9 protein-coding genes are annotated in these 12,125 nt (G+C 68.2%); 8 read left to right on the top strand and 1 reads right to left on the bottom strand.

Going from position 1 to position 12,125, the window contains the following annotated elements; all coding sequences use genetic code 11:
* Nucleotides 1-38 precede the first annotated feature (38 nt).
* The 8 genes from tig to GF068_RS04905 all read left to right on the top strand — a co-directional run bounded on the left by tig (nt 39) and on the right by GF068_RS04905 (nt 10,886).
* The gene (tig, locus tag GF068_RS04940; protein ID WP_153818083.1) at nt 39-1,304 is read left to right on the top strand and encodes a trigger factor; all 1,266 of its coding nucleotides are present in this window, start codon (nt 39-41) and stop codon (nt 1,302-1,304) included.
* Between the two features lie 271 nt (nt 1,305-1,575).
* Nucleotides 1,576-2,289: an ATP-dependent Clp protease proteolytic subunit gene (locus GF068_RS04935; protein WP_136927878.1), complete on the top strand. Its 714-nt coding sequence runs from the start codon at nt 1,576-1,578 to the stop codon at nt 2,287-2,289.
* A gap of 430 nt (nt 2,290-2,719) precedes the next feature.
* Complete coding sequence (gene clpX / locus GF068_RS04930; RefSeq protein ID WP_338046226.1) at nt 2,720-3,976, top strand: ATP-dependent Clp protease ATP-binding subunit ClpX; 1,257 nt, start codon at nt 2,720-2,722, stop codon at nt 3,974-3,976.
* A gap of 129 nt (nt 3,977-4,105) precedes the next feature.
* The gene (gene lon, locus GF068_RS04925; protein ID WP_153818082.1) at nt 4,106-6,598 is read left to right on the top strand and encodes an endopeptidase La; all 2,493 of its coding nucleotides are present in this window, start codon (nt 4,106-4,108) and stop codon (nt 6,596-6,598) included.
* Nucleotides 6,599-6,655: 57 nt separating this feature from the next.
* Nucleotides 6,656-8,236 (top strand): bifunctional phosphoribosylaminoimidazolecarboxamide formyltransferase/IMP cyclohydrolase, encoded by a 1,581-nt coding sequence (gene purH / locus GF068_RS04920; protein ID WP_153818081.1) that lies wholly within the window; start codon nt 6,656-6,658, stop codon nt 8,234-8,236.
* Between the two features lie 218 nt (nt 8,237-8,454).
* Nucleotides 8,455-9,822, top strand: coding sequence for a ParA family protein (locus GF068_RS04915; RefSeq protein ID WP_338046225.1), 1,368 nt, complete (start codon nt 8,455-8,457; stop codon nt 9,820-9,822).
* A 10-nt stretch (nt 9,823-9,832) separates the two neighbouring features.
* The gene (locus GF068_RS04910) at nt 9,833-10,141 is read left to right on the top strand and encodes a ribbon-helix-helix domain-containing protein (RefSeq protein WP_153818080.1); all 309 of its coding nucleotides are present in this window, start codon (nt 9,833-9,835) and stop codon (nt 10,139-10,141) included.
* A 37-nt stretch (nt 10,142-10,178) separates the two neighbouring features.
* Entirely contained in the window at nt 10,179-10,886 is a 708-nt protein-coding gene (locus tag GF068_RS04905) for a hypothetical protein (RefSeq protein ID WP_153818079.1), read from the top strand.
* Here GF068_RS04905 and GF068_RS04900 read toward each other — a convergent pair.
* A complete protein-coding gene (locus GF068_RS04900; RefSeq protein ID WP_153818078.1) occupies nt 10,880-11,992 on the bottom strand; it encodes an RluA family pseudouridine synthase in 1,113 nt (370 codons plus the stop codon). The genes GF068_RS04905 and GF068_RS04900 overlap by 7 nt on opposite strands.
* Between the last annotated feature and the right edge of the window lie 133 nt (nt 11,993-12,125).

Here is a 12,125-nt window from a genome sequence, read left to right as displayed (position 1 = left end):
CGTGCGTGGCATGGCGCCGTTCCTTCCAACGGACGCCCATGCAAGTCACCGTCGAAAAGCTTTCTCCGGTCCTCGTCGAGCTCAAGGTCGAGATCCCTGCCGAGCAGGTCCGCACCGAGGTGGACAAGGCCTACGCCAACCTCCAGCGCTCCGCTCGCGTCAGGGGTTTCCGCCAGGGTAAGGCGCCGCGCCACGTGCTCGCCCATCTTTATTCGGGCAGCATCCACGCGGACGTCGCTCGCCGTCTGGTCGACACCACGCTGAACCGCGCCCTCGCGTCGCAGCAGGTCCAGCCCCTCTCGCAGCCCGACATCGCCCCCGTCGAGCTCCGCCCGGAGGAGTCGTTCTCCTACAAGGCGCGCTTCGAGGTTCGCCCCGACATCGCCGAGGTGAAGTGGGAGGGCTTCGAGGTCACGCGGCCGAAGACCGAGGTCACGGCCGACATGATCGACGCCGAGGTGGCGCGCCTCCGCCGCGAGCACGCGACGCTCTCGGCGCCCGAGCCCGAGCGTCCGGCGAAGGCCGGCGACCTCGCGCGTATCGCCTTCACCCTCGACGTCGACGGCAAGGTCCGTGAGGACAAGCCGCAGGAGATCGAGACCGAGATCGGCAGCGGCCAGGTCTTCAAGGAGATCGAGGACGTCCTCACCGGCATGAACGTCGGCGAGACCAAGGACGCCACGGTCGAGTTCTCCGAGCGCCACACGAACGAGGTGCTGCGCGGCAAGACGGGCACGTTCCACGTCACGCTGAAGGAGGTCCGCGAGCGGAACTTCCCCGAGGTCGACGACGAGTTCGCGAAGGACGTGGGCCACGAGAACCTCGAGGCCATGCGCGCCGCGCTCTCGGCGAAGATCGAGAAGGAGCTCAAGCAGAAGGCGACGGACTCCGTCGCGGAGAAGCTCGTCTTCGAGCTCTGCAAGGCGAACCCGATCCCGGTGCCTCCGTCGCTCGTCGAGCAGCAGGCGCAGCTCACGGAGCGTGAGCTCGTCACGGCTGCGCGCCGCCAGGGCCAGCGCCTCGAGATGACGCCCGAGCTCCGCGCCCGCGTGCACGCCGACGCCGAGACCAAGGTCCGCGCGGGCCTGATCATGGCCGAGATCGCGAAGGCGAAGACCGTGCAGGTCACGCCGCAGGACATCGAGAAGGGTTACGAGGAGCTCGCCGAGCAGACGGGCAAGAACGTCGCCAAGGTCAAGGCCGAGTATCGTGATCCGAAGAAGCAGGAGATGCTGATCGGCATGATCCTGGAGGACAAGATCCTCGACCTCATCGAGGCGGCCTCGAAGATCACGGAAGCCTGACGGCCTCCGCGCGCGATCTGCGGGTTCACGAGCGGGCGTGCTGGTGTCACCAGCGCGCCCGTTTTCGTCTTCACGTCCGGCGGCCTTTCTCCAGGCTCGCCGCGCTCTCGCAACACGAACGAAATTCCCGCTGCGAAGCGCGAAAACGCGTCACGCTCGGCCGGCGCATTTCTTCACACGCGCACCTCGGTTCGGGCTTGCGAACGGCAGGCTTCTGGCTCACGACTAGGGCCTCCCGGCACCCTTTTGCCGAACCACAGCGGAGCCCTGGATGATCCGACGAGTCGAGACACGTAAGCAGGCGATGGAGTTTCTCGAGCGGGACCACGATGCCGTGGAACGCGACCGGGCGTCGGGCCTCACCACGCTTCGGGAGCAGGGCTACGTCCTGCCCACGGTCACGGAGGTGACCCACCGCGGCGAGCGCGAGTGGAACATCTTCAGCCGCTTGCTGAAGGACCGGATCGTCTTCATCGGGACCGAGATCGACGACTTCGTGGCGAACGCCGTCATCGCGCAGTTCCTCTTCCTCGAGAGCGAGGATCCGGACAAGGACATCCAGGTCTACATCAACAGCCCTGGCGGCATCGTGACGAGCGGCCTCGCGATGTACGACACGATGCAGTACGTCCGTTGCCCGGTGTCGACGATGTGCATCGGCCAGGCGGCGTCGATGGGCGCGGTGCTTCTCGCGGCGGGCCACAAGGGCCGTCGTTACGCGCTGCCGCACGCGCGCATGATGATCCATCAGCCCCTCGGCGGCGCGCGTGGCCAGGCGACGGACATCGAGATTCAGGCGCGCGAGATCAAGAAGATGAAAGAGACCTTGATCGACATCCTCGCCGACGCGACGAGCAAGAATCGCGAGGAGCTCGCCAAGGACATCGAGCGCGACTTCTACCTCAGCGCGCCGCAGGCCAAGGAGTACGGCCTGATCGACGAGGTGCTGCCGAAGCGCATCAAGGGCACGCCCCAGGCGCTGTGAAGCAGGGGGAAGGCGCCCGTCGACGTTTGGCGGGCGCCCGGGCTGGGAGCACGCGGCCCGGGCTGTTCTGGGGGCTCGTGGATGTGGACGCGCCTTGGACGAAACCAATCCGTCCCTACGCGTCCCGCGCCGCCGCGGGTAGGACTTGCGGTCAGATGCATGCGCCCCGAGGTGCATGAATTGCACGCCTCGCGCCGACCCGAGCCGTAGGGACGGGCGGCGACCGAGCGCGCGAAGCACGAGCGTTAACTTGCGGGTCACAGGGTAGGGGACTAGAATCCGCTCACGGCGATACGCTGGAAAAACGCGGATTTTCAGCATCGTTTTCGTCGTCGAGCGCGCTCCGGTGGGACACTGGGAGCGCTCGAAGGAAAGGGCCCGGGAGCTACGGCGAAGGGGCCACGGCGAGGCGAGAGAGGCGAGAGGCGAAGTGGAGCGAAGGCGGGACGATCACTCGAACGGCAATCTGAGCTGCTCCTTCTGCGGCAAATCGCAGAAGGAGGTGAAGAAGCTCATCGCTGGGCCGACGGTGTACATCTGCGACGAGTGCATCGGGCTCTGCAACGACATCATTGCCGAGGAGGTCGAGAAGGACGAGCCGTACGCCGGCTCTGCCCCGATCCCCAAGCCGGCCGACATCAAGGCCATCCTCGACGAGTACGTGGTTGGGCAGCACCGAGCGAAGAAGGTCCTCTCGGTCGCGGTGCACAACCACTACAAGCGCATCGACAGCCGCGTCCACTCGGACGACGTCGAGCTGCAGAAGTCGAACATCCTCCTGCTCGGCCCGACGGGCTCGGGCAAGACGCTGCTCGCGCAGACGCTCGCGAAGATCATCAACGTTCCCTTCGCGATCGCCGACGCCACGACGTTGACCGAGGCGGGGTACGTCGGTGAGGACGTCGAGAACATCATCGTCCAGCTCCTCCAGAACGCCGATCACGACGTGGAGCGCGCGCAGCGCGGCATCGTCTACATCGACGAGATCGACAAGATCAGCCGGAAGAGCGACAACCCGAGCATCACGCGTGACGTCTCGGGCGAGGGCGTGCAGCAGGCGCTCCTGAAGATCATCGAGGGCACCATCGCGAACGTGCCTCCGAAGGGCGGCCGCAAGCATCCGCAGCAGGATTTCCTGCAGGTGGACACGACGAACATCCTGTTCATCTGCGGCGGCGCGTTCGTCGGCCTCGATCAGATCATCCAGCGCCGCGTCGGGCAGAACACGCTCGGCTTCGGGGCCGACATCAAGTCGAAGAAGGAGTTCAAGCTCGGCGACGTGCTCTCGCAGGTCCAGCCCGAGGATCTCCTCAAGTTCGGCCTGATCCCGGAGTTCATCGGCCGCTTGCCCGTCATCGCGACGCTGCACGAGCTGAACGAGGACGCGCTCATCGACATCCTCACGAAGCCGAAAAACAGCCTCGTGAAGCAGTACCAGAAGCTGCTCGAGATGGATGGCGTGAAGCTCAAGTTCACGAAGGGCGCGCTCACGGCGGTCGCGCGGCAGGCGCTCGAGCGCAACAGCGGCGCGCGTGGCCTTCGGGCCATCCTCGAGGCGGCGATGCTCGACATCATGTACGACGTGCCCTCGCGCCAGGGCGTGAAAGAGGTCGTCGTCAGCGAGGACGTCATCCTCAAGCACGAGGCCCCGCTGATCGTTTACCAGAAAGAAGCGGAGCTCGCTTAGCGCCGGGGGAGGCGGTCCTCCCCCCACTGCCATTCCTCTTCCTCGCGTCGCCTCCCTCGTCTTCACGAGCGAGCGATCACCCGTAGGCCCGTTTGCCCCGGCCGCGCGCCGGGGCGAGAAAGACGTCGGATGTTCTTCAAGAACGACAGTGATCGCGGCAAGTCCGCCCCGGAGCGCGGGGTCGCACCCCTCCTGCCGCTCAGGGACATCATCGTCTTTCCTTACATGGTCTCCCAGCTCTTCGTCGGCCGCGAGCGCTCGATCGCCGCGCTCGACGAGGCGATGAACCGCGGCAAGGAGATCTTCCTCGCGGCGCAACGTAACGCCAAGACGAACGACCCGACGGCCGAGGACATCTTCGCCGTTGGCTCGGTCGGCGTGATCATGCAGCTCCTCCGCCTGCCCGACGGGACGGTGAAGGTGCTCATCGAGGGCAAGCGCCGCGCGAAGATCAAGAAGTTCGTCCCGTCGGACGCCTTCTTCCTGGTCGAGTACGAGGAGATCCCCGAGAAGGCTGCTTCGAGCGTCGAGGTCGAGGCGCTCATGCGCAGCGTGCAGAGCACCTTCGAGGTCTACGTAAAGCTCAACAAGAAGATCCAGCCCGAGGTCTTGATGGCCGTGCAGGCCATCGACGACGCCTCGCGCCTCGCCGACGCCATCGTCGCGAACCTGCCGACGATCAAGCTCGCCGATCGTCAGAGCCTGCTCGAGACGGACGATCCGAAGCAGCGGCTCGAGCGCCTCATCGAGCTGATGCAGGCCGAAATCGAGATCCTTCAGGTAGAGAAGAAGATCCGCTCCCGCGTCAAGAAGCAGATGGAGAAGACGCAGAAGGAGTACTACCTGAACGAGCAGATGCAGGCCATCCAGAAGGAGCTGGGCGGCGGCGAGCGCGACGAGTTCAAGAACGAGATCCAGGAGATCGAAGAGGCGCTCAAGACCAAGCGGATGAGCAAAGAGGCCACCGCGAAGGTCAAGAAGGAGCTCAAGAAGCTCAAGATGATGCACCCGACGAGCGCGGAAGCGACCGTCGTGCGCAACTACATCGACTGGATCCTCGACCTGCCCTGGTACGAGAAGAGCGAGGAGCGCTTCGACCTCGGCGAGGCCGAGAAGATCCTCGACGAGGACCACTACGGCCTGCGCAAGATCAAGGAGCGCATCCTCGAGTACCTCGCGGTTCAGGCGCTCACGAAGAAGCTCAAGGGCCCGGTGCTCTGCTTCGTTGGTCCGCCCGGCGTCGGCAAGACGAGCCTCGCGAAGAGCATCGCGCGCGCGACGAACCGCAAGTTCGTGCGCCTGTCCCTCGGCGGTGTCCGCGACGAGGCCGAGATCCGCGGCCACCGCCGCACGTACATCGGCGCGCTGCCGGGCAAGCTCATCCAGAGCCTCAAGAAGGCCGGGACGAACAACCCCGTCTTCCTGCTCGACGAGGTCGACAAGATGTCGACCGACTTCCGCGGCGACCCCGCGGCGGCGCTGCTCGAGGTCCTCGATCCCGAGCAGAACCACGCGTTCAACGATCACTACCTCGACCTCGATTACGACCTCTCCGACGTCATGTTCATCACGACGGCGAACACCCTCGGCGGCATCCCGGTGCCGCTGCAGGATCGCATGGAGATCATCCAGCTCTCCGGTTACACCGAGTTCGAGAAGCTCAACATCTCGCTGAAGTACCTCGTCCCGCGCCAGCGCAAGGAGTGCGGGCTCGAGGACGTGAACATGAACTTCAACGAGGGCGCGGTCCGCACGATCATCCACCACTACACGAAGGAGAGCGGCGTGCGCTCCCTCGAGCGCGAGATCGCCAGCGTCTGCCGCAAGGTCGCGCGCAAGGTGGTGAACGAGGGCAAGGACAAACCCATCGAGATCACCGCGAAGAGCATCCCGAAGTTCCTCGGCGTGCCCAAGTACCGGCTCGGCAAGCGCGCCGAGAAGGACGAGGTCGGCCTCGTGAACGGCCTCGCGGTGACCAGCGTCGGCGGCGATCTCCTGCCCGCCGAGGCCGTGGTCCTGCCCGGCAAGGGCAAGCTCGTGGTGACGGGCCTGATCGAGAAGGGCATGGAGGAGAGCGCGCAGGCCGCGATGAGCTACGTGCGCTCGCACCTCGAGCGGCTCGGGCTCTCGAGCGACGCGTACCAGAAGGTGGACGTGCACGTGCACTTCCCCGACTTCGTGCGCAAGGACGGGCCGAGCGCGGGCGTCACCATGGTCACGGCCGTGTGCAGCGCGCTCATGAAGGTCTCCGTCCGTCAGGACCTCGCCATGACCGGCGAGGTCACGCTGCGGGGCCGCGTGCTCGCGATCGGCGGCCTCAAGGAGAAGCTGCTCGCGGCGCACCGGAGCGGCATCTCGACCGTCGTCCTGCCCAAGGAGAACCGCAAGGATCTACGCGACGTCCCGCGCCGCGTGCTCCGCGCGCTCCGGCTCGTGCTCGTCGACCACGTGGACGACGTCTTGCGCGAGGCGCTCATCGTCAAGGACCCGGAGGCGACGTTCGGCCCGCCGCACGCCCGCCTGGAGTACCGCGACGGCGAGCTCGTCACGCCGAACGGATCGCCGGCTCCGTCCTTGCCGTCCCTGCCGCCGGATTCGCCCGCCGAACAGCCTGGCGCTTAGGCGTCTCTCGTATCCCACCTGGCAATCATCGCGGCGGCGCGCTAGTCGCTCGCCGCCATGATCCGACAAGCGCTGATCTCGGTCTACGACAAGACGGGCCTTCTCCCATTCGCGCGTTCGCTCGTGAAGGCGGGGGTGAAAATCCTCTCGACCGGCGGCACGCTCAAAGCGCTCGCAGACGCGGGGATTGCCGTCACCAGCGTGGAGTCCTTCACGGGCTCGCCCGAGGTCATGGGCGGGCGCGTGAAGACGCTGCACCCGCGCGTGCACGGCGGCATCTTGATGCGCGGCGACATCGATCAGGCCGACCTCGAGCGCCTCGGCGGCGCGCCGATCGACCTCGTCGCCGTGAACCTCTATCCCTTCACGCAGACCGTCGCGAAGCCGGGCGTGCTGCTCGCCGAGGTGATCGAGCAGATCGACATCGGCGGGCCCGCGATGGTGCGCAGCGCCGCGAAGAACCACGGGCGCGTCGCCGTCGTGTGTGATCCGGCGGATTACGAGGCCGTGCTCGCCGAGATCGAGGCGAGCTCCGGCGAGGTGTCGGCGGCGACGCGACGCAAGCTCGCGGCGAAGGCGTTCGCGCATACGGCCGCGTACGACGGCGCGGTGTCGGCGTACCTGTCGTCGCTCGGGGATCCGGATCCGGCCGAGGAGAAGGCGCAGCCGATGCGGGAGGCGTATCCGCGGTACCTGACGCTCACGTTCGAGCGGGCGTACGGCCTCCGGTACGGCGAGAACCCGCATCAATCGGGCGCGTTCTACCGCGAGCGCGTGGCGCCCGAGGGCTCGCTGTCGCTCGCCGATTCGCTCGGCGCCGGCGGCAAGGAGCTCTCGTTCAACAACCTCGTCGACGTGGACGCGGCGCTCGAGGCCGTGCGCGAGCACGAGCGGCCCGCGGCCGTCGTGGTGAAACACGCGAACCCCTCGGGCGTGGCCGTCGCGGATTCGCTCGAGCGCGCGTATCGGCTCGCGCGGGACGCCGACGCGCTGAGCGCGTTCGGCGGCATCGTGGCGCTGAACCGTCCCGTGGACAAAGCGACGGCCGCGGCCCTCGCCGAGACGTTCCTCGAGTGCGTCGTGGCGCCCTCGTTCGCGGACGACGCGCTCCCGATCCTGCGCGCGAAGAAGAACCTGCGCCTGCTCGCCACGCGGGTCCTCCTGCCGGCCGAGCAGGGCGAGCTCACGTGGAAACGCGTGGGCGGCGGGCTCGTCGTGCAGGGGCGTGACGCGACCGGGGGCGACGAGGTCGTGAAGGCGCGGATCGTCACGAAACGCGCGCCCACGGAGGCGGAGCTCGCCGCGCTCGATCTCGCGTGGAAGGTCTGCAAGCACGTGAAGTCGAACGCCATCGTGCTCGCCCACGAAGGCCGCACGGTGGGCGTGGGCGCGGGGCAGATGTCGCGCGTCGAGAGCGTGCGTATCGCCTGCCGCAAGGCCGGGGACGAGGCGAAGGGCGCCGTGCTCGCCTCCGACGCGTTTTTCCCGTTCCCCGACGGCGTCGAGCTCGCCCTCGAGCATGGCGTGACCGCCTTCGTGCAGCCGGGCGGGAGCGTGAAGGACGCCGACGTGATCGCGGCCGCCGACAAGGCCGGCGCGGCGATGATCTTCACGGGCGTCCGGCATTTCCGGCACTGATCGCGGCATCTCCGCGCTCACGGCCGCGCCGCCCGCGCCTCGCCAAACGCCCTGCCCTCCGCCCCTCGGGGCGTCCTCCCGCCGCGCCGATGGATCCAGCCTCACGGATCCTGGCAAAAAAACGCGCACAAAAAATTTGGCCACCCCGATCTAGCTGTGCTGTTGGTGGCTGACAGCGTCGCGGCGGGGCGCCGCGGCGAGCTTCAAGGAGCATGGCGGTGGCTGGGATCAGGGAGTCGTGCAGCGTTTGCAGGTCGGAGTTCGACGTCCAGTTCCGCTACCAGATGGAGGAGCGGGACGGTGGGTTCTCGTTTTATTGCTCCCAGAAGTGCCTCGAGAAGAGCCAGCTCGGCGGCGAAGGGCAGGGGGACAAGCTCGCGACGTGTGACGCGTGCGCGAAGCGGTTCCAGCCCGAGCTCGCCTCGCAGGTGATGTACCTCCAGGGCCGTCGCACCTACGCGTGCTCGATGCCTTGCCGGACCCAGCTCCAGCGCGAGGCGAGCGGCGTCCGGCTCGGCGAGATCGCCGCCGAGGTCACGCCGCCCTCCGTCGCGCCCTCGCCGCCGCCGCAGACGGCGCCGCGAACCACGGCGACGCGTGCTTCGGGGCCCGCGAGCAGCGCGGCGCCTTCGAAGCGGAGCTCCTCGGCGACCTCGCCGGCCGTGGCCGTGCCCGTGGTGCCGCAGATCCCGAACAAGCGGGCGGCCGCGACCGCGCAGGCCCCGCAGGCCGCGCCCGAGGCGCCGAAAGAGCAAGCCGCGGACGCGGCCGTGCCGCGTTACCTCGCCGTGTTCAACCACAAGGGCGGCACGGGCAAGACGACGACGGCCGTGAGCGTCGCGGCCGGCCTCGCCTCGCGTGGCAAGAAGGTCCTGCTCGTCGACACGGACGCGCAGGGCAACGTGTCCGTCTCGCTCGGCGCGAACGTCGAGCGCTCGCTCTATCACGTGCTCGTGATGGGCCTGCGGGTCTCGGACGCGACGCGTGTCGTTCGTCCGAACCTGGACCTTTTGGGCTCCAACGAGACGCTCGCCGCTGCGGAGCTCTACCTCGCGGGCCGGCAGAACCGCGACCGCGTGCTCTGCGACCGCCTGAGCGCCGCCGCCGCGGGTTACGACTACGTGGTGCTCGACTGCTCGCCGAGCCTGTCCTTGATGAACCAGAACGCGCTCGTCTTCGCCGACAGCGTGCTCGTGCCCGTCGCTTGCGACTACCTGTCGCTCGTCGGCGTGCGTCAGGTCATCAAGACCGTGAAGAACGTGAACGCGCTGCTGCACCACCCGGTCCAGATCTGGGGCGTGCTCCCCACGTTCTTCGATTCGCGCGCGAAGATCTGCCGCGAGGCCGTCACCACGCTGAAGCAACACTTCGGCGAGAGGTGCCTGCCGCCGGTGCGCGCGGCGATCAAGGTGAAGGAAGCGCCGGCGCAGGGGCAGACGATCTTCGAGTACGCCGCCGGCACGCCCGCCGCGGAGGACTACGGCGTGGTCGTGGACCGCATCATCCAGAGCCGCGAGGGCACGACGAAGGGCGCGAAGGACACGAAGGAAACGAAGCCCGCGCGCACGGCGGCAGCGACCGCTTGAGGAGAGGACGATGAAGCACGAGGGCGAGTTCTCGGATGCCGCGCACGCGCTGCTCGATCGAGACGAGGTCGAAGGGGTCCTCTCCGGGGCGTTCTACACGCCGGCCGGGAGACCGAGCGCGCGAGCGCAGAAGCCCGCCGCCGAGCGCCCCACGCATTACAAGGTCATCTGCATCTCGATGTACACGGATGACCTCGAGCGCCTCGACGAGATGGTCGATGCCCTGAAGGCGCGTGGCCTGACGAAGGCGAACCGCAGCGCGCTCATCCGTCACGCGCTCGAGCAGGTCGATCTGGAAAAGGTGCCGAAAGGGCTCTGATCCGTCCGCGGCGCGGCGCTTGCACCGCGCCGGATCGATGTCGAACGCGCCGATAGAACCTCCTCCGAGGGACCTCCGCGAGGTCCCTGCGACAGCAACGATCGACGAGCAGATGCCGCCTTCGGGCGTGCGGAAGATGCTCGACGCCTTCGAGGAGCGTGACCTCCAGCGCGTCCGGTGGAGCTCCGTGCTCGCGGGGCTCTTCCTCGCGCTGGGCACGCTCGTGCTCCTCGGGCTGCTCGGCTTCGCCACGGGCGTGACCGTCCTCGAGCCGGCCGGCCGCGCGTCGCTCGAGCGCCTCGGGGCGGGCATGGGCCTGTGGATGGCCTTCGCGTCGCTCGTCGCCCTCTTCGTGGGTGGCTACGCGGCGGCCAAGCTCGGCGGGGCGATCCGCCGCGGCGACGGCGCGCTCGCGGGTGTGCTCACCTGGGCCGTCTCGCTTGCGCTGCTCGTGTTCGTCGTGGGCAGCGGGGCGCCTCCGTTCTGGGACACGCAGGAGTTCGGTCGCCCGACGAGCTACGAGCCTGCGTTCACGGTCGCGCAACCAACCGAGCCGTTTGGACAGGTGTTCCGGTTCGATCGTGGTGAGGCCATCCGCGCCGCGTGGTTCAGCTTCGGCGGCGCCGTGATCTCGCTGCTCGCGGCGACGTTCGGCGGCGCGCTCGGCGCCGTCGGGCGTCGTCGAGGCGGCGCGCTGCCTCCTTCACCTCGGTCCTCGGCGGGTGATCAAGTCCCGCTTTACTGAGGCGCTTCTGCAGCAGGGGAAGGCGAGATTTCCTCCAGGTTCGCCCAGAAGTCCTCGAGATCCGGCGGCAGCGGCGCCTCCACGCGGAGCCTGCGCCCTTCGTCCGCCGGATGATCGAGCTCCAGCATCGCCGCGTGCAGCGCGTGCCGATCGAGCTCGAGCACGACGCGGTCCTCCTCCGTGAGCAGGCCGTCCGCGCCGCGGCCGAAGAGCTCGTCGTCCGGCCCGTAGAGTTTGTCCCCGACGACGGGCGTGCCGCGCGACGCGAGGTGCACGCGGATCTGGTGCTGCCGGCCCGTCTCGAGGGTGCATCGTACGAGGGCGTAGAGGTTCCCCGTCGCGGGGTTTCTCCGCCGCCCGATCACGGCGCAACGCGTGGCCGAGGGCAGGCCCTCGCCGGGCCGGGCGACGCGCATCTTCACGCCGTAGCGGCTCGTCGGGTCGAGCTCGAGCGGCGCGTCCACGCGGAACGTGTCCTCCTCGTCTGCGCCCCAGGTGATCGCCAGGTACTCCTTGTGCACGGTGCGCTCTTCTGCGCCGGGCTTCATCGCGCCGCGGGCGAACTGCCATTTCACGTGCCTGTCGGCCTGGCTCGTCCGGGCGAGCAGGAGCACGCCCGAGGTCTCCCGGTCGAGGCGATGCGAGAGCATGAGCCGCTCGCCGTCGCGGGCGTTCTCGAGCAGCTTCACCACCGTGCTCTGGTGATAACGCGCCGTCGGGTGCACCGGGATCCCCGCGGGTTTGTCGACCGCGAGCAGGTGGTCGTCCTCGTGCAGGATGCGCAGCGTGACGTCGGGCGCCTTCTCGTCCCAGGGCGGGCGCCAGAGCAGGATGAGCTGCTCGGCCTGCACGCGGTCGTTGCCGCGCAGGCGGCGCGCATCGGGGGCGTACGCGCCGTGCGCGATGATCTTCTGGGCGCGTGTCCGGCTCGTCCGCTTGAGCTGGGATTGCACGAAGCGGTCGAGCCGCATGCCCTTGGCCTCCGGGGGCACGCGGAGGATGGAGACGACGGACCCTTCGGGCACCTCGGCCGGGCGTACGACCTTCATCCCGCGGCCGAAGGGGCCTTCCGTGGCGCCGAGCTCGCGCGCGCTGATGCGCGTCATGGTCGCCATCCTAGCCTGCCTGCCGCTCGGGGCTACCGCCCGCGCGGCAGCCGGCCGCGAGGTCGCGCAGCGAGCTCGCCTCTAGGGGGTGAATCGGCCGGGCTTTGCCTGGACGACGGGGTTCGGGGCGAAG

The sequence above is a fragment of the Polyangium spumosum genome, from assembly GCF_009649845.1.
Lineage (GTDB): Bacteria > Myxococcota_A > Polyangia > Polyangiales > Polyangiaceae > Polyangium > Polyangium spumosum.
The sequence above is the reverse complement of the archived record's forward strand: the minus strand, read 5'-3'. Positions and strand labels throughout refer to the sequence as shown.

Bases quoted from the DNA above. Each gene is read 5' to 3' on its own strand.
- purH (WP_153818081.1), top strand. From the start codon at position 6,656: ATGATCCGACAAGCGCTGATCTCGGTCTACGACAAGACGGGCCTTCTC.
- GF068_RS04905 (WP_153818079.1), top strand. From the start codon at position 10,179: ATGTCGAACGCGCCGATAGAACCTCCTCCGAGGGACCTCCGCGAGGTC.
- GF068_RS04935 (WP_136927878.1), top strand. From the start codon at position 1,576: ATGATCCGACGAGTCGAGACACGTAAGCAGGCGATGGAGTTTCTCGAG.
- tig (WP_153818083.1), top strand. From the start codon at position 39: ATGCAAGTCACCGTCGAAAAGCTTTCTCCGGTCCTCGTCGAGCTCAAG.
- GF068_RS04900 (WP_153818078.1), bottom strand. From the start codon at position 11,992: ATGACGCGCATCAGCGCGCGCGAGCTCGGCGCCACGGAAGGCCCCTTC.
- lon (WP_153818082.1), top strand. From the start codon at position 4,106: ATGTTCTTCAAGAACGACAGTGATCGCGGCAAGTCCGCCCCGGAGCGC.
- GF068_RS04910 (WP_153818080.1), top strand. From the start codon at position 9,833: ATGAAGCACGAGGGCGAGTTCTCGGATGCCGCGCACGCGCTGCTCGAT.